Annotated in this window: 23 protein-coding genes; 12 read left to right on the forward strand and 11 right to left on the reverse strand. The window is 35.9% G+C overall.

The window, feature by feature from the left end; translation table 11 throughout:
* Positions 1 to 118: 118 nt before the first annotated feature.
* Both DOS84_RS08445 and ahcY read right to left on the reverse strand, forming a co-directional pair.
* Entirely contained in the window at positions 119 to 1,222 is a 1,104-nt protein-coding gene (locus DOS84_RS08445) for a fatty acid desaturase family protein (protein ID WP_111409681.1), read from the reverse strand.
* 183 nt (positions 1,223 to 1,405) lie between these two features.
* Positions 1,406 to 2,722: an adenosylhomocysteinase gene (gene ahcY / locus DOS84_RS08450; protein ID WP_111409682.1), complete on the reverse strand. Its 1,317-nt coding sequence runs from the start codon at positions 2,720 to 2,722 to the stop codon at positions 1,406 to 1,408.
* A 254-nt stretch (positions 2,723 to 2,976) separates the two neighbouring features.
* Between ahcY and DOS84_RS08455 the strand changes: the two genes are divergently transcribed.
* From DOS84_RS08455 to DOS84_RS08480, 6 genes are all read left to right on the forward strand, one after another.
* A complete protein-coding gene (locus DOS84_RS08455) occupies positions 2,977 to 3,633 on the forward strand; it encodes a 4'-phosphopantetheinyl transferase family protein (RefSeq protein ID WP_111409683.1) in 657 nt (218 codons plus the stop codon).
* Between the two features lie 65 nt (positions 3,634 to 3,698).
* Entirely contained in the window at positions 3,699 to 4,421 is a 723-nt protein-coding gene (locus DOS84_RS08460) for a phosphoglycerol geranylgeranyltransferase (protein ID WP_111409684.1), read from the forward strand.
* Positions 4,422 to 4,460: 39 nt separating this feature from the next.
* On the forward strand, positions 4,461 to 5,096 hold the full coding sequence (gene pnuC / locus DOS84_RS08465) for a nicotinamide riboside transporter PnuC (protein WP_111409685.1): 636 nt from the start codon (positions 4,461 to 4,463) through the stop codon (positions 5,094 to 5,096).
* Positions 5,045 to 7,171 (forward strand): DUF4301 family protein, encoded by a 2,127-nt coding sequence (locus DOS84_RS08470; protein WP_111409686.1) that lies wholly within the window; start codon positions 5,045 to 5,047, stop codon positions 7,169 to 7,171. The genes pnuC and DOS84_RS08470 overlap by 52 nt, the downstream gene beginning before the upstream one ends.
* Before the next feature lies 1 nt (position 7,172).
* Positions 7,173 to 7,574: an alternative ribosome rescue aminoacyl-tRNA hydrolase ArfB gene (arfB, locus tag DOS84_RS08475; RefSeq protein WP_111409687.1), complete on the forward strand. Its 402-nt coding sequence runs from the start codon at positions 7,173 to 7,175 to the stop codon at positions 7,572 to 7,574.
* A 232-nt stretch (positions 7,575 to 7,806) separates the two neighbouring features.
* Positions 7,807 to 10,014 (forward strand): TonB-dependent receptor, encoded by a 2,208-nt coding sequence (locus tag DOS84_RS08480; protein ID WP_111409688.1) that lies wholly within the window; start codon positions 7,807 to 7,809, stop codon positions 10,012 to 10,014.
* 142 nt (positions 10,015 to 10,156) lie between these two features.
* On the opposite strand, the gene DOS84_RS08485 is transcribed toward DOS84_RS08480, so the two are convergent.
* Positions 10,157 to 10,579 carry a Rieske (2Fe-2S) protein gene (locus tag DOS84_RS08485; protein WP_111409689.1) on the reverse strand — a complete coding sequence of 141 codons (423 nt, stop codon included), beginning with the start codon at positions 10,577 to 10,579 and terminating at the stop codon, positions 10,157 to 10,159.
* Between the two features lie 166 nt (positions 10,580 to 10,745).
* Here DOS84_RS08485 and greA point away from each other — a divergent pair, with 166 nt between their 5' ends.
* The 3 genes from greA to DOS84_RS08500 all read left to right on the forward strand — a co-directional run bounded on the left by greA (position 10,746) and on the right by DOS84_RS08500 (position 12,920).
* The gene (gene greA / locus DOS84_RS08490) at positions 10,746 to 11,222 is read left to right on the forward strand and encodes a transcription elongation factor GreA (protein WP_077371536.1); all 477 of its coding nucleotides are present in this window, start codon (positions 10,746 to 10,748) and stop codon (positions 11,220 to 11,222) included.
* Positions 11,223 to 11,280: 58 nt separating this feature from the next.
* Positions 11,281 to 11,670, forward strand: a complete 390-nt coding sequence (locus DOS84_RS08495) for an HIT family protein (RefSeq protein WP_111409690.1) — start codon at positions 11,281 to 11,283, stop codon at positions 11,668 to 11,670.
* Between the two features lie 83 nt (positions 11,671 to 11,753).
* The gene (locus DOS84_RS08500; protein ID WP_165830413.1) at positions 11,754 to 12,920 is read left to right on the forward strand and encodes a transglutaminase domain-containing protein; all 1,167 of its coding nucleotides are present in this window, start codon (positions 11,754 to 11,756) and stop codon (positions 12,918 to 12,920) included.
* Between the two features lie 3 nt (positions 12,921 to 12,923).
* Here the strand turns inward: DOS84_RS08500 and DOS84_RS08505 are convergent, their stop codons facing one another.
* Complete coding sequence (locus DOS84_RS08505; protein WP_111409692.1) at positions 12,924 to 14,069, reverse strand: sensor histidine kinase; 1,146 nt, start codon at positions 14,067 to 14,069, stop codon at positions 12,924 to 12,926.
* Between the two features lie 393 nt (positions 14,070 to 14,462).
* Here DOS84_RS08505 and DOS84_RS08510 point away from each other — a divergent pair, with 393 nt between their 5' ends.
* The 3 genes from DOS84_RS08510 to aat all read left to right on the forward strand — a co-directional run bounded on the left by DOS84_RS08510 (position 14,463) and on the right by aat (position 16,501).
* A complete protein-coding gene (locus tag DOS84_RS08510; RefSeq protein WP_111409693.1) occupies positions 14,463 to 15,338 on the forward strand; it encodes a flavin reductase family protein in 876 nt (291 codons plus the stop codon).
* A 32-nt stretch (positions 15,339 to 15,370) separates the two neighbouring features.
* Positions 15,371 to 15,745 (forward strand): DUF3127 domain-containing protein, encoded by a 375-nt coding sequence (locus tag DOS84_RS08515; RefSeq protein ID WP_111409694.1) that lies wholly within the window; start codon positions 15,371 to 15,373, stop codon positions 15,743 to 15,745.
* A gap of 117 nt (positions 15,746 to 15,862) precedes the next feature.
* A complete protein-coding gene (aat, locus tag DOS84_RS08520) occupies positions 15,863 to 16,501 on the forward strand; it encodes a leucyl/phenylalanyl-tRNA--protein transferase (protein ID WP_111409695.1) in 639 nt (212 codons plus the stop codon).
* A gap of 91 nt (positions 16,502 to 16,592) precedes the next feature.
* On the opposite strand, the gene DOS84_RS08525 is transcribed toward aat, so the two are convergent.
* From DOS84_RS08525 to thiC, 7 genes are all read right to left on the reverse strand, one after another.
* Positions 16,593 to 17,303, reverse strand: a complete 711-nt coding sequence (locus DOS84_RS08525; RefSeq protein ID WP_111409696.1) for a HesA/MoeB/ThiF family protein — start codon at positions 17,301 to 17,303, stop codon at positions 16,593 to 16,595.
* A 39-nt stretch (positions 17,304 to 17,342) separates the two neighbouring features.
* A complete protein-coding gene (gene thiH / locus DOS84_RS08530) occupies positions 17,343 to 18,500 on the reverse strand; it encodes a 2-iminoacetate synthase ThiH (protein WP_111409697.1) in 1,158 nt (385 codons plus the stop codon).
* Between the two features lie 120 nt (positions 18,501 to 18,620).
* Entirely contained in the window at positions 18,621 to 19,397 is a 777-nt protein-coding gene (locus DOS84_RS08535) for a thiazole synthase (RefSeq protein ID WP_111409698.1), read from the reverse strand.
* Positions 19,378 to 20,016: a thiamine phosphate synthase gene (locus tag DOS84_RS08540; protein WP_111409699.1), complete on the reverse strand. Its 639-nt coding sequence runs from the start codon at positions 20,014 to 20,016 to the stop codon at positions 19,378 to 19,380. Before DOS84_RS08540 ends, DOS84_RS08535 begins: the two co-directional genes overlap by 20 nt.
* Complete coding sequence (locus DOS84_RS08545; RefSeq protein WP_111409700.1) at positions 20,009 to 20,764, reverse strand: hydroxymethylpyrimidine/phosphomethylpyrimidine kinase; 756 nt, start codon at positions 20,762 to 20,764, stop codon at positions 20,009 to 20,011. Before DOS84_RS08545 ends, DOS84_RS08540 begins: the two co-directional genes overlap by 8 nt.
* Entirely contained in the window at positions 20,737 to 21,348 is a 612-nt protein-coding gene (locus tag DOS84_RS08550) for a thiamine phosphate synthase (protein ID WP_111409701.1), read from the reverse strand. The genes DOS84_RS08545 and DOS84_RS08550 overlap by 28 nt, the downstream gene beginning before the upstream one ends.
* A gap of 95 nt (positions 21,349 to 21,443) precedes the next feature.
* Positions 21,444 to 23,267, reverse strand: a complete 1,824-nt coding sequence (gene thiC, locus DOS84_RS08555; protein ID WP_111409702.1) for a phosphomethylpyrimidine synthase ThiC — start codon at positions 23,265 to 23,267, stop codon at positions 21,444 to 21,446.
* Between the last annotated feature and the right edge of the window lie 3 nt (positions 23,268 to 23,270).

Genomic DNA, 23,270 nt, shown 5'->3' on the forward strand with positions numbered 1-23,270 from the left:
AAGATATTGAAAATTATGTTTTTGAAATATAAAAAAGAAAAATTAAATTTAATATTTAATTTTTTTTGCCAACTTAAGTCTTTTAGAATGATATCGTTCGATTCACTTTCTTGGAGTTTTACAATTCAGATGTATCAAAAATAGAATCGGTTTTGCTGGAGTTTTTCAATAATAAATAATGAGATCTTATAGCTTTTAAGACAGGCCTACAGGTATATGGAAGTTGATTTTCTTTGGCATATTTACGTATAATTGGTGTTATTTTTGGATAGTATGTATGACCAATTGTAGGGAATAAATGATGTGCAACATGATGTGTAAATCCGCCATAGAGAAAATCAAATACTGGATCACCAGCATTAAAATCTTTGGTAACCATAAGTTGATGCTCGATCCAGGTAACTTCCATTTTGCCGTCCAAAGGAGGTAATGGAAAATGAGCTGATTCATCTGCATGGGTAGATACTAATGCTACAACTCCAAATAAACTTGAGGTCAGATGCATGACAATCCAAGCAAGAAAGATAGTTCCGAAACTTTGTTCTAGGATCCAGTAAGGAATAATCAGCATATGAAATAGATTGAAAGCTTTGGAAACAAAAAGTTTTATGTATTCCACGGGAGGAATGGTGTACACTCGCTTTAAATAGTTGTTTTTGGATCCGAAAAAATCTTTAAAATCTCTAATGTATAGCCAAATTAGAGTGTAAAATGGATATAAGAGCCATATGTAAATGTGCTGATATTTGTGGAATTTGTACAAAGGACTATTGGGAAAAATATGTATAACATCAGTTTGTTTGATATCGCAATCCCAGTTTTGAATATTGGGATAGGGATGATGTAATAGCAAATGGCGTTGAATCCAGATCTCGCTATTAGTTCCAAAAAAATCTATTACATAGCAGAAAGTTCGATTTTGTTTTTTGGTTGGAAAAAGAGCTCCGTGACTGGCGTCATGAAATGAGTTTACGAAAATGAGTATCATTGTAAATCCCATAATGATATACATTGAAAATAATAGGACGGTATTATTTCCAAATGCTAAAATGCACGAGTAGGATATAAAAAAAAGAAATAGTAATCCCAGTGCTTTTGCGATGTTTTTGTATTGTAATTTTTTATTCTTTAGTACGGTTTCATGCACTTCTTTGGCTAATTTTTTGAAAAAATCATCTTTTCCTGCACGAAGAAATTTTGGTTTTTGTCCAATATCGTCCATAGCAAAATAATTAAAAATTGCATCAAGTTTAATACGTAAAGTTATTGAAAAAAAGTGGTAGTTGTTAAAAATCAGATGGTTAGATTTTATTTGTTTTGATACAGCTATTAAACAAAAAACCCTCACATCTCTGTAAGGGTTTTGAAATAATCTAAAATCGTAAATCTAAAAATTTACAATTATTTAGTATCTGTAATATTCCGGTTTGAATGGACCTTGAACTTCAACTCCAATGTAAGCAGCTTGATCGTCACGTAATGTTTCCAATTCAACACCTAATTTAGCCAAGTGTAACATTGCAACTTTTTCATCTAAATGTTTTGGCAACATATAAACTTCATTGTTGTACGCAGCGCTGTTTTTCCACAATTCGATTTGAGCCAGAGTTTGGTTTGTAAATGAGTTACTCATTACAAAACTTGGATGACCTGTAGCACAACCAAGGTTTACTAAACGACCTTCAGCCAAAATGATGATATCTTTTCCAGCGATAGTGTATTTGTCAACTTGTGGTTTGATTTCGATTTTTGAAGCACCGTGGTTTTTGTTTAACCAAGCCATATCAATTTCGTTATCAAAGTGTCCGATGTTACAAACAATAGTCTTGTCTTTCATTTTTTCGAAATGAGAACCCAAAACGATATCTTTATTTCCAGTTGTAGTAATGATGATATCAGCATTAGCAACAACGGTATCTAATTTTTTAACTTCAAAACCGTCCATTGCAGCTTGTAAAGCACAAATTGGATCGATTTCAGTAACAGTTACGATAGAGCCAGCACCTCTAAAAGAAGCTGCAGTTCCTTTTCCTACGTCTCCGTATCCACAAACGATTACTCTTTTTCCAGCTAACATGATATCGGTTGCACGACGAACTGCATCAACAGCAGATTCTTTACATCCGTATTTGTTGTCAAATTTAGATTTAGTAACTGAGTCATTTACATTGATAGCCGGCATAGGCAATGTTCCCGCTTTTACTCTTTCGTACAATCTGTGAACACCAGTTGTTGTTTCTTCAGATAATCCTTTGATTCCAGCAACCAATTCAGGGTAACGGTCAATAACCATGTTTGTCAAATCTCCACCATCATCAAGAATCATGTTCAATGGTTTTCTGTCTTCACCAAAGAATAATGTTTGCTCGATACACCAGTCAAAAGATTCTTCGTCAAGACCTTTCCAAGCATAAACTTGAATTCCCGCAGCAGCAATGGCCGCAGCAGCTTGATCTTGAGTAGAGAAAATGTTACAAGAACTCCAAGTCACTTCAGCACCAAGAGCAATCAATGTTTCGATCAAAACAGCAGTTTGAATCGTCATGTGCAAACATCCGGCAATACGAGCACCTTTCAAAGGTTGTTCGTCTTTATATTCTGCACGAAGCGCCATTAATCCTGGCATTTCAGCTTCAGCTAGTTCAATTTCTTTTCTTCCCCAGGCTGCCAGAGAAATGTCTTTTACTTTGAAAGCCACAAAAGGCATAGTCGTTGTACTCATTTATAGTATATTTGTATTGTAAAATTTTTTGCAAATTTAGGCAATAAGTTTAGAAATAAACTAATTTATGCGAGATTTGTGATTTGTTTAATGTCTTAATCTTTTGAACATTAGATAAATAATTTTTTTTGGAGCTAATCCCGCTATTCGCTACAATCTTTTTGTCTCGAAAAAAACGAGACAAAAAGGATTTTCACTTCTATCGGGGCTAAATTATACACGGAGTTTATCAATTCACAATTCATAATTCAAGAATGCCTTTATACAAAACAATAGTCCTAAATTCATCAACTAAAATCTTAGTTTGGGAAATAACTGAATCCTACCAGGAGCTTTTTGAGGCAGTGGTTCTCAATGAAAACAGCTTGAATCGGCTAAACGGAATGAAATCCGAAATACACCAGCGCGCTTTCTTGAGTGTTCGTAAACTTTTTAAGGAAGTAGGCTACACGGATTTTGATTTGTATTATGATGAATTTGGGAAGCCACATTTGAATGACGGAAAACATATTTCGATTACGCATTCGCATCAATTTTCGGCCATTATTTTAAGTGATGAAGTCGTTGGAATCGATATCGAACTGCAACGGGAAAAAATCATCCGCATTGCCGATAAATTCGCCGAAACTGAGTTTTCTTTTTTAAACCCAGAAGAAAAAACAGAATACATCAGGAAACTGACTGTGATTTGGGGCTCCAAAGAAGCTGTTTTTAAAATCAGAAACGAAAAGGGAATTAGTTTCAAAGATCATATTAAAGTCAACGTTTTTGAAATGAGCAATAAGCATACTAAAACTGAACTTCATTTTGATGGTATAATAAGAGATTTTAATATTTGCTTTGAAGAATTTGGATCTTATGATAAAAATGGTTTGGAACAAAATTTCACGCTTGTTTACGCTTTAGAATAATAAGAAATAATTTTAAATCTTTGCGTAGCTTTGCTTCCTCTTTGTGAATCTCAGTTTAATTGCCTATGACCAATATTTATAATGCCATAATTCAGGCCAAAACTGAAAAACGAAAATTACTTGCTATTCTTTTGGATCCTGATAAAATTGTTTGGGAAAATTTGGGGTATTTAATCGAAAAAATCAATCAATCACCGGCAACACACATTTTTATTGGCGGAAGCCATGTTCAAAATAATATTCTGGATGAATTAATTATTCGTCTAAAAGAAAAAATAAGTCTGCCAATTGTTCTTTTTCCGGGAAATCCATCCCAAATTTCTGCAAATGCCGATGCTATTTTGTTTCTATCTTTAATATCAGGCCGAAATTCGGATTATTTGATAGATCATCAAGTAGATGCAGTCCCAATTTTGAAGAAGACCCAACTTGAAATTATTCCGACAGGTTATATGTTAATCGAAAGTGGCAGTGAAACAGCGGTGGCAAGAGTGAGTAATACAAAGCCGTTGGACAGGAATAATTGTGATTATGCGATGCACACCGCTCAAGCAGGCGAAATGTTGGGGCACAAACTCATTTATCTTGAAGCGGGAAGCGGTGCCAAAAAAGCCGTTCCTTTTGAAATGATAAGAAAAGTATCAAATAATATTGAAATTCCTCTAATTGTTGGTGGCGGAATAATAGATTTGCAAGGTATTCAAAAAGCCTACGAAGCAGGTGCAGATTTGGTTGTAATAGGAACAGCTTTTGAAAATGATGCCGAATTTTTTAATCAAAACAAGTAAAGACATTACAGTGTAACGTCTCTAACAAAATAATTCCAAATGTTTGACTATTTTTTTGCCCAATACAAAGGTTATCCACTTCACGAAGTGTACTTGGAATTGGTTGCAGTTTTTTTTGGGCTTTGGAGTGTTTGGTGCGCCAAAAAAGATAATATTTGGGTTTTTCCAACAGGATTAGTCAGTACGTCGATATATGCTTATTTGCTTTGGCAATGGAGTTTGTTGGGAGATTCCATGATTAATGTGTATTATTTCATAATGAGTATTTATGGATGGTATCATTGGACACGTAAAAAAGGGGATGTCGATGAATTCCCGGTATCGGTGACAACTAATAAAGAAAAAGTAATGTCGGTTGTTATTTTTATATTAACCCTCATTTTTGTGATTATAGTATATCTTTATTTTGATAAATTTACAAGTTGGTATTCGTATGTGGATACGTTGTTGACCGCAATATTCTTTGTTGGAATGTGGTTGATGGCCAAAAGGAAAATTGAAAATTGGATTTTTTGGATTGTTGGTGATTTGCTTTCGATACCGCTTTATTTTGCAAAAGGATATACTTTTACCAGTTTTCAATATATAGTATTTACAATTATTGCCGTTTATGGCTACTTAGAATGGAAGAAAATCTTGAACAGCTCTCAAAATCTGGAGCTTCGCCAATTATAAAAATTGCCATTTTTGGCCCAGAATCTACTGGGAAAACTACTTTGGCAACACAACTCGCCGAATATTATAAAACGGTTTGGGTTCCCGAATTCGCACGCGATTATCTGCAGGAAAAATTAGATAGCGGTCGCGGTATTTGTGATATTGATGATATGTTGCCTATTGCGTATGGTCAGACGAAATTGGAAAATGAAAGCGCTTTAATTGCAAATAAATATCTTTTTTGTGATACTAATTTAATGGTAACCAAAGTGTTTTCTGAATTGTATTATAATTTTTGCGATTCATTATTGGACAAAGCGGCACGTGCCCATCAATACGATTTGTTTTTCTTGACAGATATTGATGTGCCATGGGAAGACGACGGTTTGAGAGACAGTCCAGAAGGAAGGGAAACTATTTTTGAAGCATTCAAAGAGTCGTTGATTGATAATAAAAAGCCATTTATTACTATTTCCGGTGATAAAGAAATTCGCTTAAAAAAGGCGGTTGCAATAATAGAAGATTTGACGATGGCTTTAAAGATGGGCCTTACTTCTTTTGATTTTTTGCAAATTTACGAGCATGGTATTCCTTTGGATAACATAAAAACGCAATTTGATATTTTTAAGAAAGGAATTCAAAAATGCGTTTTGGTGAATCCAGCAACTTTAAATAATGGAATCCTGAAATTGTCAGATGATGATTTTGAACGAAAAGCTGATTATTTTGATGTTAATAAATCAAAATTAAAATTGAAGAAATTTGTTCCGGCTTCAGGAGCCGCAACTAGAATGTTTAAGTTTTTGAGTGCTTTTTTGAATGAATTTGATTTTGGAAACGAAAGTATTAATGCCTACATCAATAGAAAAAAGGATACTGAATTGGCTCTTTTTATTATTGGGATGGATAAATTTCCATTTTTTGAAGCTGTAGATCAAAAGTTAAAGGAAATGTATCCAGATTTTAATGCTTTGGGACGTGACTTTAAAAATTATTATTTCATAAAGACCCTTTTGTCACCGGAACATTTCGACTTTGCCAACAAACCAAAAGGAGTTCTTCCGTTTCATAAATATGAAAATCATATAGCTTCTCCTATCGAAGAACACTTGTATGAATGTGCTTTTTATGCTACTTCAGATAATCGATCCAGTTTGCATTTGACGGTTTCCGAAAATCATCAAACTGAATTTGAAGAAATTATTGAAAAAATAAAAGGGGAAATTGAGTCTAAATCAAATTCAGCCATTGAGGTTAGTTTTTCGTATCAAAAGAAAGAAACTGATACTGTTGCTGTAGATAAAGAGAATAAGCCTTTTCGTAATGAAAAAGGGGGGCTTGTTTTTAGGCCTGGAGGACACGGCGCTTTGATTGAGAATCTAAATGCAATTGATGCCGATGTCGTTTTTATCAAAAACATAGACAATGTCTGCCAAAATAATATTGTACAGATTTCTTTTTATAAGAAAGCCTTGGCGGGTGTTTTAATAGAGCTGCAGCATCAAATTTTTGGTTATTTAACAGCATTGGACAGTAATGAAATCACTTCGGAAAAAATTGGTGAAATTTTAGTATTTCTGAGGGAGCAGTTGAATATTGAGTTTAATGATGATTTTCATAAATTCAAATTAAAGAACCAAATCAGTAAATTAAAAGAAACGCTAGACAAACCTATCAGGGTTTGTGGAATGGTGAAAAATGAGGGAGAGCCTGGTGGAGGCCCATTTTGGGTAAGGGGAACAGATGGGAAGTTAGCATTGCAAATTGTAGAAACTTCACAGATTGATTTGAATAACGCTTCACAATTGAAAATTCTGGCAAATGCAACTCATTTTAATCCAGTGGATTTGGTTTGCGGATTGAAGAATTATCAAAACGAGAAATTTAATTTAAAAGAATTTATCGATCCAAACAGTGGTTTTATAGTGCATAAAAATAATGCTGGAACGGATTTAAAAGCCTACGAACTACCTGGTTTGTGGAATGGAGCAATGGCCAATTGGCTTACCGTTTTTGTAGAAGTTCCTTTATTTACTTTCAGTCCTGTAAAAACGGTGAATGATTTATTAAAACCAGCTCATCAAGCGATATAAAGTGGAAATTCAAACTATCCTTTCAGAGATAAAATATAAGGCTGTAAGAAGCAGTGGTGCCGGTGGACAAAATGTGAATAAAGTTTCGTCCAAAGTGGTACTGACTTTTGATTTGTCTAATTCTCAAGGGCTCTCTGAAGAAGAGAAGCTTTTGTTAGAAACCAACTTGCAAAACAGACTAACTGGAGATTTATTGTTAATCTTGAATTGCGATGAAGATAGGAGTCAGATAAAAAATAAAGAAATTGTCACCAAACGGTTTTTGGATATCATAAAAAAAGGATTGTATGTTCCCAAAGAACGTAAGCCCACCAAAATACCAAAATCGGCAATCCGTAAAAGAATTAAGGATAAAAAGAATTTATCTCAAACGAAACAAAATAGAAGGAAACCTGATTTTTAAATTTCTTCTCATTCATAATTCATAATTCACAATTTATAATTAATTTTGCGCTGTCTCAAAGGGGTGCTCCAAATAACGAGCTGAGATCATACCCAAAGAACCTGGGCGGGTAATGCTGCCAAGGGAAAAAACGACAAAAAATAGTGTTTACACTATCTATTTGTCGTAGAACAATCATTTATTAATTTAAACAAAAGAATAATTCCCCCTTTTATTCGTAATTTTTTTACGGATGAAAAATTTATTTAGGCTTAAAGTAGCCAATCTGAAAACGACTCAATTTTCAAAACGTTTTCTATTTTCTGTTTTCTTTTCTCTATTTTCTATTGTTTCTTTTTCTCAGATAAAAGATACTACAAAGGTTAATCAACTTGATGAAGTATTGGTTTCGGCTATTCGTGTTACTACGAAAACGCCCGTTACATTCAGTGATTTGGACAAAAAAGACATCAAGACGAGAAATTTAGGCCAGGACATTCCTATTTTGATGAATTACCTGCCTTCTGTTGTGACTACTTCAGATGCTGGGAATGGCTTGGGCTATACCGGAATTCGTGTGCGAGGAAGTGATGCTACCCGTGTAAATGTAACAATCAACGGAATTCCCTACAATGACTCTGAAAGTCAAGGGACGTTTTGGGTAAATATGCCTGATTTTGCTTCGTCGGTTCAGAGTTTGCAATTGCAACGTGGAGTAGGAACTTCTACAAATGGAGCTGCCGCTTTTGGTGCGAGTTTGAATATGTTGACGGATTCCTATTCGGATAAGGCCTCTGGTGAAATTTCTAGTTCTTATGGAAGTTTTAATACGTTTAAAAATACCGTAAAATTCAGCACAGGTTTGATGAATGACCATTTTGAAATTGCAGGACGTTTGTCAGTTTTAAAATCAGATGGATATGTTGATCGAGCGAGCTCTGATTTGAAATCATATTTTCTTCAAGGGACTTATGTAGGGAAAACAACTTTAATCAAAGCGCTGGCTTTTGGCGGAACCGAAAAAACGTATCAATCTTGGTTTGGTGTGGATGCAGCTACTTTGGAAAGTGACCGAACTTTCAATGCGGCCGGAATGTTTACAGATGAGTTTGGTAACATTCGTTTTTATAACAATCAAACGGATAATTACCAACAAGATCACTATCAACTGCATTGGAATGAAAGAATTTCTGAAAATTGGAGTACCAATTTAGCATTTCATTATACTAAAGGAAAAGGATACTATGAGGAATATAAGGAAGACCAAGATTTTGCTGATTATGGTTTAGCACCAATTCCTGCCGCGCCAACTGTAAATACAACTGATCTTGTACGTCAAAAATGGTTGGACAATGATTTTTATGGAACTACTTTCTCTGCCAATTACAAAGAAGATGATTGGGATGTTATTTTAGGTGGCGGATGGAATAAATATGAAGGAGATCATTTTGGGGAAGTGATTTGGGCAAGATATGCTTCACAAACCGAGTTGGGAGATCATTACTATGATGATTTTGCATCGAAAACGGATGGCAATATTTTTGCAAAAGCCAATTATCAAATAGCTGATAAATGGAGTTTGTTCGGCGATTTGCAATTGCGAAACGTTACCTATAAAGCGAATTCACCAGAAACCGGTTTGGTGGATGATAATTTTAATTTCTTTAATCCAAAAGCTGGTATTACCTATGAATTAAGCAAAATGAATAGTTTGTATTTTTCATATGCAAGGGCCAACCGTGAGCCAAACAGAACCGATTATGAAAATGGAAGTCCAAAACCGGAAAGACTAAATGATTTTGAATTAGGATGGCGTTATCTTTCGGATAAAGTTAAACTGAATGCCAACACGTATTATATGGGATACAAAGATCAATTGGTATTGACCGGAGAGATAGACAATGTTGGTGCGCCAATAAGAGCCAATAGCGGAGATAGTTACAGACTTGGATTGGAAGTAGATGCTACTTTTCAGCTTTCAGAAAAATGGGTGTTGCAGCCGAATGTGACTTTGAGTCAAAATAAAAACAAAGATTTTTATTTTACAAGAGACGGCGTTTTGCAAAATTTAGGAAACACCAATATTGCTTATTCTCCAGATGTAGTTGCTGGAAATCGTTTAGGATTTACACCTGTTGAAGATTTTCAGATATCATTGTATTCCAAGTTTGTTGGGGAACAGTATATGGCTAACATCGATTCGGAAGGGTCAAAATTGGACAGTTATTTTGTCAATGACTTGAATGTGTCTTATGAATTTAGACCAAAAAGTATTTTCAAGTCTATTTTGGTTTCAGCTTTGGTCAACAATATTTTTGATTTGAAGTATGTGAGCAATGGGTATTTCTATACTTATGATGATGACTACAGTAATCCACCAGCAATAACAACAATTGAGGGCGCAGGCTATTATCCTCAAGCGGGAATTAATTTCTTGGTAGGACTGAGTTTGAAGTTTTAGGAAATAATATCTTGGTCATGCGTGAAGGATGGAAGCAAGTTACCAAAGTAACGCGGACAGCCTGACACCATAACGAAAAGGGAGCGACTCACCAGTACGATGAGTAGCTCCCTTTTCTTTATGGTGACACGCCCGAAAGGACTTAATTGTAAATACGAATAAGCGTTTCATTTATTACTTGTACGCGGTATTGTTTCATTGGGTAAGTCGCTGCTGTAGTTGCTTGACCGGTGAAAAGATTGTATTCTTTTTTATCACAAGAACAAACGGCATTGATCCCATTGATAGTCATTGTTGAGCAAGAACTTAATTCTTGATTAGGGCAAGCAGCATCAAAAGCATTGTAGCCACTTCCTGTATAGATGACAATTATACCTCTAGCACCCGCATCAGCATAATAAATGGGATTACTAACGTACTTTAAGTTTGAATAAAGAGGAAAGTTCAGATTCAAGTCTACTGAGAAAGAATAATTGGGTATATATGGGTTTTTGTTGGAGTTTTCGTTATTGCTGCATCCCAAGAAAAAAAGCGAGATAATAATTATAAGGAAGTATTTTTTCATGTCAAAAATTAAGTGTAAACTATTAGCGAAACAAATTTAAATTATTTAACTTTGAATTTGTTATGATTAACATATAATTGTAAACTAAAAACAAAAATATACTATCTTTGTGGAAAGAAATCCCGTCCTGATGGGATTTTTTCTATTTTATATAAATGACGAAATTATGAGCGCAATATCTTATTACACAGCGGAAGGATTAAAAAAATTAAGAGAAGAATTAGATTATTTAAAAAGCGTGATGCGCCCAAAGGCATCTCAGGATATAGCAGAAGCAAGGGATAAAGGCGATTTATCTGAGAATGCAGAATATGATGCAGCCAAAGAGGCCCAAGGAATGCTGGAAATGAGAATTGCCAAGTTGGAAGAGGTGCATTCTAACGCAAGATTAATTGATGAAACGCATTTGGATCTTTCTAAAGTGTTGGTTTTATCGATTGTGAAAATCAAAAACCAAACCAATGGAATGGAAATGAAATACACATTGGTTGCCGAAAGTGAAGCCGATTTAAAAACTGGTAAAATATCGGTTACTTCTCCTATCGGGAAAGGTTTATTAGGTAAAAAAGTAGGTGAAGTAGCCGAAATTACGGTACCTAATGGTGTTTTGAAATTTGAAATTCTTGAAATTTCAAGAGAGTAATTTTTTAACTGTTGAATCGTTTATTTGGTTAATCAAATAAAAAATAAACCAATCGATAATGAGTACTATTTTTAAAAGAATAATTGACGGAGAAATACCTTGTTACAAAGTAGCAGAGGATGAAAATTTCTTGGCTTTTCTGGATGTAAATCCAAATGCAAAAGGACATACACTTTGTATTCCTAAGAAAGAAGTAGACAAGTTTTTTGATATTGAAGACGATTTATATCTTGGATTAATGGCTTTCTCCAAAAAAGTGGCCATTGCTTTAGAGAAAACAGTTCCTTGCAAAAGAATAGGCGTGGCTGTTGTGGGACTTGAAGTGCCTCATGCGCATGTTCATTTAATTCCTTTGAATGAAATGGGCGAAATGACATTTAGACACAAAGTAAGCTTAACAAAGGAAGAGTTTGAATCTTTGGCAAAAAGTATTCAAGCAAATTTGTAAAACAATATAGGCTAGTAACACGAATCTTTTAAGGAGTAATTTTAAAAGGTTCGTGTTTTTTTATGCCTAAAAAAGGGATAGTTATGAAATACATATTTTTATTTTTGATGTTTACTGTTGTCAGTTTAGGCCAAACCAAAGGGATTTATGATGTGGTTGATGCTAAAATGGACAAGATCCCTTATAATTTGAGTAACACAACTGTTGGAATTGCAGAATATATCAATGCAAATTTCAAATCTGAAAATGATAAAGTAAGAGCTGCTTTCTATTGGACGGCCTCAAACATAAGGTATGATATTGAGAACATAGAATCCATTGATTACAAAGAGATTTCACAAGATAAAATAAAAAACGCAGTACTTACCAAAAAAGGAGTTTGTATCCATTATGCTGAGGTCTTTAATGATATTGCCAAAAAAGTGGGAGTCAAATCCTATCTTGTTTTCGGATATACCAAGCAAAATGGGAAAGTAGATATACTGGCACATGCTTGGTGTGCCGCTAGAATTGACAATGTTTGGTGGCTTTTTGATCCCACTTGGGGAGCGGGTTATGTTGATAAAAAGAAGTTTTTTAAGAAAATAAACAATCTCAATTATAAGGTTGCTCCAAGTCAATTTATCGCATCACATATGCCTTTTGATTATTTATGGCAGTTTTTAAATTACCCAGTGACAAATCAAGAATTTATTGAGGGGAAAACCCTGTTGAATAAAGCCAAACCGAATTTTGATTTCGTTGCTCAAATAGGGGAGTTTGATAATATGTCGGATTTGGATAAAGCAAAAACTTCTTTAATCCGAATGGAGAAAAATGGAGTCAAAAACAAATTGATTCAAGAGTTTGTTTTTTCAAAAAAGAGTGAGGTAGATGCTATTCAGAATAATGAAGCAATGGATAAGATGCAGGCAATTAGTGACGATTATAATCAAGCAATCACAATGTTTAATGATTTTATTTATTATCGTAATAATAGATTCAAACCAGTTTTGCCAGATGAAGCAATTAAGGCTATGATTGAATCTCCAAAACAAAAAATAATAGATTGTCAAAGCCGTATTTATAAGATTGGTGCTTATAATGACAGCAATACGGCAAGTGTAAAATCATTAAAGAATTCTATAATTGATGTTCTTAAGCAAATCGAAGTGCAAGAAAAATTCGGGAACGATTATTTAAGCAAAAGCAAATCGGGCAGAAAAGGAATGTTTACCAAAGTGACTTTTTTCGGAATTCCGGTTAAATAAAATTTACGTTTTTCTTAAGACAATTTGCATCGTTGTTCCTTTTCCAATCTCAGAGTTTAATACTTTGATCGTGCCCTTGTGGTATTCCTCGACAATTCTTTTGGTTAAAGAAAGTCCAAGTCCCCATCCTCTTTTTTTGGTGGTAAAACCGGTTTCGAATATGCGGTGAAACTCTTTTTTTGGAATGCCGCTGCCGGTATCGGTTACGTTTATTTTTACATGATGATTGTCTTCTTCTATTTCCATTGCCAATTTCCCCCTTCCTTTCATGGCGTCAATGGAATTTTTGACTAGATTTTCTATAGTCCAACTGTGTAAAGTAGGATTTAATAAAATGTTTATGGGCTTGGAAGGTGCCTTGAAGGAGAATTCAATTTGGTCAGAAAAGCGAGAAATTAAATAATTATAAGATTGTTTGGTTTCTTCGACTACATCTTTTAATTCTAATTTGGGCTCTGAACCAATTTTAGAAAAGCGATCGGTAATAGTCAGTAAACGTTCGATATCTTTTTCGATTTCAAGAGTTATGGATTCATCAATATTCTCCATTTTTAAAATTTCCAACCAACCGATTAATGAAGAAAGAGGTGTTCCTATTTGGTGAGCTGTTTCTTTGGCCATTCCAGCCCACAATTTGTTTTGGGTAGACATTTTGTGGCTGAGGTAAAAATTGTAAATAAGAATGCCGCACAAAACGATAATTAGTGACAAAGCGATTGGGTAATATTTTAGTTTACCTATCAAGGAAGAATTACCATAATATAATTCCTGTGATTTTCCAGGCGCATAGATGATTTTGATAGGCTCATTTTCGCTTTTTAGTTCGTCCAAATATTCAATAGCTCTTTTTTTGTTTTTTATGATTTCCTCATCAATATTTACGGAGTTAATAATACTGTCATTCTCAGTCAATATGAGTGGAATTGTGGTATTGTTGTTGAAAATCTGTAGCGGTAAATCCACTTCGGTATTTTCTTGGGCATTAATTAATGTTTTCTCGGCTGTAGCCCAAAGATTCATTTTTATTCGCTCTTCATTTTTGAATATTTGAAAAAAAGTATATGTATTCCAAAGAATAATCGTAATTATCAAAAGTGAAATAAAAATAATGATCCAACGTATGGGATTGCTGTTTTCAGAAAAATTCATAAAAGTAAATTTGTGGTATAAATATAACGAAATAATAGCCGTCGGATTGTGTTGGTACAAAAAATCATTGTTTCAAATATCCAAATTGTAATTGCTTTTGGAGCTACTTAACTTCGTTGAATCTCCGATTTCCCGCTGTCCATTATATTCCGGATTAACAAAAACTATGGCAAAAAAACTTGTTTTTCTAAATCGGGAGATGCCACTTCTATAAGGTTTAGGGTATTTGTTTTTATATGGAGATATTCATTGTTTTCTTATCGGTCATACATAATTCGCATATCTTCATTGGTGTTTGTTACCAATTTAAGGACATGCTCATTTCATAATATAATTGTTGAATTATCGATAATCTAACTGCTATTTTGTTATTTTTGTCCAAATAAAAATTTTATGATTAGCATTGATCCAAAAAGCATTGACACCGTAAAGCTGCAAGGGTATTTACAAAGCTCAGTTGGGCCTCGGCCTATTGCTTTTGCTAGTACTATAGGGAAAAATGGCATTCCCAATTTGTCTCCTTTTAGTTTTTTTAATGTATTCAGTGCCAATCCGCCAGTGCTTATTTTTTCACCCGCAAGACGCGTAAGGGATAATACGGTCAAACACACCTTGATAAATGTAGAAGCCACTTTAGAAGTCGTAATCAACGTGGTAAATTACGATATGGTGCAGCAAACTTCCTTGGCCAGTACAGAATATGCCGAAGGTGTTGACGAGTTTTTAAAAGCTGGATTTACTCCGGTTCCTTCAGATATTGTAAAACCATATCGGGTAAAAGAATCGCCTGTACAGTTTGAGTGCAAGGTGACCCAGATAATTCCTTTGGGAACAGAAGGTGGTGCAGGGAATTTAATTATTTGTGAAGTGATTCGTATGCATATCAATGAAGCGGTTCTAAATGAGAATGGAGCCATCGACCAGCATAAAATTGACTTGGTTTCCAGGCTGGGGGCTAATTGGTATTCCAGATCCAATCAAGGACTGTTTGAAGTGCCAAAACCGCTTACAACTCTGGGAGTTGGGGTAGATGCTATACCTGATTTTGTTAAAAATAGTTCGGTTTTTGACGGGAATGATTTAGGAATGTTAGGTAATATTGAAGCCTTGCCTACTAAAGAGGAAGTTAGTATATTTGTAAATCAAAATTTTGCAGTAAAGGCTGTTTTGAGCTCGGATGACCTTGAAAAACAGCACTTGGAAGCCAAAAAATATCTTTTAGACAGTGATGTGCTTTCGGCTTGGAAAGTGCTTTTAGCCAAAAAATAAATTCAAAGTAACAATAATAAAACAAAAAGAAGATGGAAGTATTAGGAAAAATTAAAGTTGTTAATCCAGAGCAACAAGTGAGTGCAGCATTCAAAAAAAGAGAATTGGTTGTTACTACAGATGAGCAATATCCACAGCACATTCTGATTGAATTTACTCAAGACAAATGTGATTTACTAAGCAATTATAATATTGGAGAAGCCGTAAAAGTATCTATCAATTTGAGAGGAAGAGAATGGGTTAATCCACAAGGTGAAACAAGATATTTTAACAGTATCCAAGGTTGGAGAATTGAAAGATTGGTTGCTGATGCACCAACTCAACAAGCACCTCCAATGCCAGCTGCAGCAACTTTTGCACCAGCAACTAACTTAAATGAAGAAGATGCGGACGATTTGCCATTCTAAAAAATAAAATGCAATTTTTAAATTCCAAATTCCAATTAACAATATATAATTGGAATTTGGAATTTTTCATTTATTGGAATTTGAAGTTGCCATTGAAATTGATTTTTAAAATTGAAAATGTATTATTTATCTAAAGCTTTATTTTTTCCACCCGTTTCTCACGCCGATAGCGATGGAATTCTTGCGTTTGGGGGGGACTTGTCTCCAGAGCGTTTGCAGTTAGCTTATAATAGTGGAATTTTTCCATGGTTCAACGAAGGAGAGCCTATTATTTGGTGGTCACCCAATCCTAGAATGGTGCTGTTCTTGGATGAATTGATTGTTTCCAAAAGCATGCGAAACATCCTAAACCGAAACATTTTTACGGTTACTTTCAATCAAAATTTCAGGGACGTTATTTCCAATTGTCAGCAAATAAAGCGGGGTGGACAAACAGGAACTTGGATTACCAACGAAATGATTGAAGCCTATTGTAGGCTGAATGAATTAGGAATTGCAAAATCAATCGAAGTTTGGCAAAATGATCAATTAGTTGGCGGTTTGTACGGCATCGATTTAGGACATGTTTTCTGTGGTGAAAGCATGTTTTCTTTGGTTTCCAATGCTTCCAAAGTGGCATTTATCGCTTTGGTAAACCAACTCAAAAAAGACAATTATCGCTTGTTGGATTGTCAGGTTTACAACGAACATCTCGAAAGTTTAGGCTGTAGGGAAATTGAGCGGGAAGCTTTCATGGCAATTTTGAAGAGTAAATAGTTTAAAAAAAGAAAGGTTTACCATATAAGAAATATAAGGACATATAAGAGTTTAACGTTCTAGCTTAAATGAACTTATATTTCTTATATGGTTAAAATTTTATTTTTGTAAAACTCCAATTCAAAGTGCTGAACAATACCAATTCGTTCTTTAAAGTAGGTAAATCAATTATCAGTTTTAAGGTTTCATGAGCCATCATAGTTCCAATCATTCCTGGCAAAGTTCCCAGTACGCCATTAAGGCTGCAATTGGGTACATCTTTTGGATTGGGCGGTTCCGGAAATAAATCCCGAAGATTTTTACTTCCGTTACGGTTGAAAACGGCCATTTGTCCTTCAAAATTCAATATGCTTCCGTAAACCAATGTTTTTCCTAAAGCAACACAGGTATCATTGACCAAATAACGAGTTTCAAAATTATCCGATCCATCGACAACAAAATCATAATCCTGCATAATTGCAGCGGCATTTTCGGAGGTTAATTTTTCTTCGAATGCCAAAATGGAAATCAAAGGATTCATTTCTTCCAATGTTTCTTTTGCCATGATGGCTTTACTTTTACCCACATGGTTTTGGGTGTATAAAATTTGACGGTGTAGGTTATGAATCTCAATTTTATCAAAATCGACAATTCCAATTGTGCCTACACCAGCTGTAGCCATATATTGCAAAATAGGACAGCCCAATCCGCCGGCGCCAATGACCAATACTCTTGCTTTTTTTAGTTTTTCCTGTCCTTCGTCGCCAATTTCGGGGAGGATCATTTGGCGGTTGTATCTTAAATATTCTTGAATTATACTCATTTTTGTTAAGTCTTAAAGTTATAAAGTTGAAAGGAGGTATTAATTATGGATTGAATTCTCTTTAAGGCTTTCGGCTTTCGACTTTTGGCTAAATGTTCTGTCCCAATCTTTCCATATCGGTTCGTATCCTCTATCGCTGATTATTTTGGCAATTTCTTGGGCAGAACGTTCATCGCTAATCTCAAATTGTTCTAAAGATTGTGGGTCAACAACGTAACCGCCCGGATTGGTTTTGGATCCCGCACTCATGCTGGTAACCCCAATCGGAATGATATTATTCCTGAAATTTTCATTCTCCCGTGTCGAAATTGAAATCTCCAAATCTTCATTCCATAATCGATATGCGCATATTAATTGCGTCAAATCTTTGTCGTCCATAATAAAGTTGGGTTCGATAATTCCTTCGGCGGGTCGCAATCTCGGAAAGGAAACTGAATATTTAGTTTGCCAATAAGTTTTCTGTAAATAATCCAAATGCATGGCATTGAAAAAACTATCCGTTCGCCAATCTTCCAAGCCTAATAAAACGCCCAGTCCAATCTTGTGAATTCCAGCTTTTCCAATTCGGTCTGGTGTTTCCAAGCGAAAATCAAAATTGGACTTTTTACCTTTGGTATGATATTTTTTATATACTTCCTGATGATAGGTCTCCTGATATACCAAAACCGAATACACTCCAGCTTCGTGTAGTTTTTGGTATTCTTCGGTGGAAAGAGGCTGTACTTCTACCGAAATGGTTGAGAATTGCTCTTTTATTTGATCAATCGCATTCAGGAAATAATTGATGTTTACGGTATAATTGGCTTCTCCCGTTACCAATAATACATGATTAAAACCTGCCATTTTCAAGGCTTCGACTTCCAGTTTTATTTCAGTGTCGGATAGTGTTTTGCGTTTGATTTTATTATCCAAACTGAAACCACAATACGTGCAAATGTTTTGGCATTCATTGCTTAAATACAGAGGTGCATACATTTGAATGGTTTTCCCAAAACGTTTTTTGGTCAATTCGTGGCATTCTTGTGCCATTTGCTCCAAATAGATCGTGGCTGCTGGTGAAATCAGAGACAAGAAATCGTCTAGATTTCTTTTGCTTTTTGCCAATGCCTGTTCCACTTGTTTGGTGGTCGTTTGGTATATTTTGGTTTGAATGGTATCCCAATCATAACCCTCAAAAACCGATTTGTATGTTTTCATAATGTTTGTTTTTACCGTAAGGTTCGCAAAGTTTTATATTTTGAATTCTTAGAGTTAAGTCCGCAAGGCTTTGCGGATTTCGCGTCAATCATTGCATCCCTTGCGGTTAATTTTCGACAATTATACATTTAAAAAAGCAGTCAAAGGACTAGAAGCAACTGCTTGTTTGTATTGTTGTCCCAGTTTTGCTTCAAATGCTTTTCGTCCAGCGATTACTGCTTCCTTAAAGGATTCAGCCATTAATTTTGGATTTCCGGCTACGGCAATTGCGGTGTTGACCAATACTGCATCGGCTCCCATTTCCATTGCTTTGGCAGCATCAGATGGTGCGCCAATCCCTGCGTCAATGATTACTGGAACCAAACTTTGTTCGATGATTATTTCTAGAAAATCGATGGTTTTCAATCCTTTGTTACTTCCGATAGGGGATCCCAATGGCATTACGGCAGCTGTCCCCGCGTTTTCTAAATGCTTGCACAAAACAGGATCGGCATGAATGTAGGGCAAAACAATGAATCCTAATTTTGCGAGTTCTTCAGTTGCCTTGAGGGTTTCAATGGGATCTGGCATCAAGTATTTCGGGTCGGGATGAATCTCAAGTTTTAGCCAATTGGTTTCCAGTGCTTCTCTGGCGAGTTGTGCCGCAAAAATCGCTTCCTTGGCATTTCGTGCTCCAGAAGTATTGGGCAATAAGTTGATTCTGGGATTCTTTAAATGATTTAGAATAGCATCGGTATCTGTTTCCAGATCGATTCTTTTTAGGGCTACAGTTACCAATTCGCTTTCGGAAGCCAGTATAGCCTCTTCCATTTCGACATTGGAGCCAAATTTTCCGGTTCCTAAAAATAATCTGGATTCGAGTGTTTTATCCCCAATTTTAAATAGTGACGTTGCCATATAAGTTGTAGTTAAGTTGTGTAATGAGTTCTTGTTTGTCGTCGCTTTTGGTAATAACACCCGAAACTGCGATACCATGAATTCCCGTTTTCATTAGGGGGTTAACATCTCTCAATGTAATGCCGCCAATGGCATAAACCGGTATGTCAATTTGCGACTCTTTCATTTTAGTTATTATGGAATGATAGCCTTCAGAACCAAGTATCGGACTGAGATTGGTCTTGGTTTTAGTGTGTTGGAAAGGACCTAAGCCAATATAGTCACAGCCGTTGGTGACTTGACAGACAATGTCTTCAAAAGTGTTTGCCGTTGCACCAATGATTTTGGTTTTGCCCAAAATAGCTCTTGCTTCTGAAACCCTCATATCCGAAAGACCAAGATGGACACCGTCAGCATTAATTTTTTCGGCTAAATGTACATCATCGTTGATGATGAAATTGGCTAGGTATTCTTCACATAGAAATTTTGTGGCTTCCGCCAAAGCCAATGCTTTTTTAGGTTTTTGATGTTTGAATCGCATTTGTATCCAGTCGCATCCATTGTCGAGTGCTTGGTGGATGTTGTACAATTGTTCTTCGACGCTTTCTCCTTGGGAGATGTATTGTAGTTTGTTATACATGGTGAAATCCTAGTTTAGATGAGTTGGACAGTAAATAGTTTTCGGTATATGTTTTTGCATTTTCACAAGCCGTTTTCAGGTTTTGTCCCAATGCAAGGTTGGCCGTAATTGCGGCAGATAACACACAGCCTGAGCCATGTTTCTCAAAACATTCGTTGGTTTTGGGCAAAAGTTTAAGGATGTTATTTTTGGTGTATAAATAGTCAACTCCAATTTCGTTGTCGTTATGTCCGCCTTTTAGTAAAATCGAGCAGTAATCAGAATAGAATTTTGAAATCTTTTTCGGGTCATTTTCTCTATGATTAAAATTTTTGATTTCGTTGTAATTTGGAGTAATCAACTCCATTTGTTGCAGGATTTCAATCAAGGTCGTACGATTTAGTAGTGACAAAAACTCGAATTCGGTTGAAGATTTCAAAATTGGATCCCAAATAATTTTGATAGTCGGGGAGTGTTTTTTTAGGTAAAAAATAATCTGTCCCAAATAATCCAATGAAGGTATAATGCCAATTTTGACTGTGTTGATAGCATAACTGTCCAAAAGGGTTGTTATGGATTCTAAAACAAAATCTATAGAGCTCCATTCGTTTTTGTGGAATTTATTTTCAGTTTGTATGGTATTGGCCGTGTTGATGGCAAAACCATACACTTTATGCTGCTCAAAAGTTTTGATATCTGCCAAAACTCCTGCACCGCCCGAAGGATCAAATCCAGCGACAGTTAATACGATTGGACGATTTTTTGACATGATTTAAAGTTTTCTATTGGATTGTTCTGACTCCAAATGGTTCCTAGTAAGGCTATATTATCAAAACCGTTTTGTAATGTTTTCCCTGTGTTTTTTGATTCTATCCCTCCTAAAGCAATGAGTTTTGTTGAATAATTAAATCTGTTCTTAACGGCATCGAATAAATCTGTTTTTGAAGAATAATTTTCTTTGGAAATACTTGGGAAAATTGGACCCAAAAAAGCATATTTAAACACGCTGTCCAAAGTATTGAAATCGTCCATGCTATGAACCGAAGTCGATAAATGAAACCCTTTTGTTTTGTATGTTTCAAATGGAAATTTTCCGAATAACGTTATTGTTTTTTTTCTTTCGCTTTCGCTAAAGTGAATTCGATTGATGCCAAATGCTGAAGCTAAATGACGATGATTGTGCAAAACCAATTGTTCTCTTAAATCTGATTTTATTTCCGACAAGAAGGATCTCATTTCTACTGCAGAAAAATAAGGTTTCCGCACATGAAGCAACTCCAATCCACTCTCAAAAAGAGAATGGATGGTGTCGATTTCATTGGCTATCGGAATTGGATTTGTGATTACGATCATATTAATTTTAGATGAGAGATAATAGACTAAGAGATAATAGACTAAAAGATATTAGAGATTGTCTCTCATCTCCTAGTCTATTATCTATTCTCTTTTTAAATATAAATTTCTTTTCCTTGTTCAATAAACTCCTCTGACTTTTCTTTCATCCCTTTTTCGGCTTCCGCTACATCACGGATTTCCTGTGATATTTTCATCGAACAGAATTTAGGCCCGCACATCGAACAGAAGTGGGCGACTTTGGCGCCATCTGCAGGAAGTGTTTCGTCGTGGAATTCTCTAGCCGTGTCTGGATCTAATGATAAATTAAACTGGTCTTCCCAACGGAATTCGAAACGGGCTTTGCTCAGGGCATTGTCGCGGTATTGCGAACCAGGATGGCCTTTGGCCAAGTCGGCGGCATGTGCGGCAATTTTATAGGTTATAACACCGTCTTTTACGTCTTTTTTGTTAGGTAAACCAAGGTGTTCTTTTGGAGTGACATAGCATAGCATCGCACATCCGTACCAGCCAATCATTGCGGCACCAATGGCAGAAGTAATGTGGTCGTAACCCGGAGCAATATCGGTGGTTAACGGGCCTAAAGTGTAAAAAGGTGCTTGGTCGCAATGTTCCAATTGTTTGTCCATATTTTCTTTGATCATGTGCATTGGGACATGACCAGGACCTTCGATGAAAACTTGTACATCGTGTTTCCAAGCGATTTTTGTCAGCTCGCCAAGAGTCTCCAATTCGGCGAATTGTGCGGCATCATTGGCATCGGCAATTGAGCCAGGACGTAAACCGTCTCCCAATGAGAAAGCTACGTCATATTGTTTCATGATTTCGCAAATCTCTTCAAAATGCGTGTAAAGGAAGTTTTCTTTATGATGAAATAGACACCATTTAGCCATAATTGAACCACCACGAGAAACAATTCCGGTAACGCGATTGGCGGTTAAATGTATGTAGCGCAATAATACTCCGGCATGAATGGTGAAATAGGAAACTCCTTGTTCCGCTTGCTCGATAAGGGTGTCACGGAATACTTCCCAGGTTAAGTCTTCGGCGATTCCATTTACTTTCTCCAATGCTTGGTATATAGGCACCGTTCCGATAGGCACTGGTGAGTTACGAATAATCCATTCTCTAGTTTCGTGTATGTTTTTACCTGTTGATAAATCCATAATAGTGTCGGCTCCCCAACGGCATGCCCAAACGGCTTTTTCTACTTCCTCTTCAATGCTTGACGTTACGGCACTGTTACCGATGTTTGCGTTTATTTTTACCAAAAAGTTACGTCCCACAATCATAGGTTCGCTTTCGGGATGGTTGATGTTGTTTGGGATAATGGCGCGACCTCTGGCTACTTCGCTTCTAACGAATTCGGGAGTGATTTTGCTTTTTGGGGTTTGTGCTCCAAAACTATGCCCTTGGTGCTGGCATTGCATCGCTTTGGTTTGCTCATTCAGTTGTTCGATGCGCTGGTTTTCGCGAATGGCAATATATTCCATCTCGGGAGTGATGATGCCTTGTTTTGCGTAATATAATTGGGTTACGTTGGCTCCTTTTTGGGCACGCATCGGTTTATGCAAATACTCAAAACGTAGGTGGTTTAGTTTTTCATCATTCAAACGTGATTTTCCGTATTCGGACGAGATTTCTGTTAGTTCTTCTACGTCATTACGCTCTAGAATCCATTGTTCGCGAATGCGGGGCAATCCTTTTCGGATGTCGATTTCGATATTTGGGTCAGTGAATGGTCCTGAAGTATCATAAACGGTTACCGAAGGATTTTTTTCGATTCTTCCGTTGGACATTTTGGTGTCGGCCAAGGAGATTTCTCTCATTGCTACTTTTATAGGGTGGATTTCTCCATCGATATAGACCTTTTTGGAGTTTGGGAAGGGGGTTTTTGAGATTTTTTCTTCGTTGTTCATAGC

The organism is Flavobacterium aquariorum, from assembly GCF_003254745.1.
Classification (GTDB): domain Bacteria; phylum Bacteroidota; class Bacteroidia; order Flavobacteriales; family Flavobacteriaceae; genus Flavobacterium; species Flavobacterium aquariorum.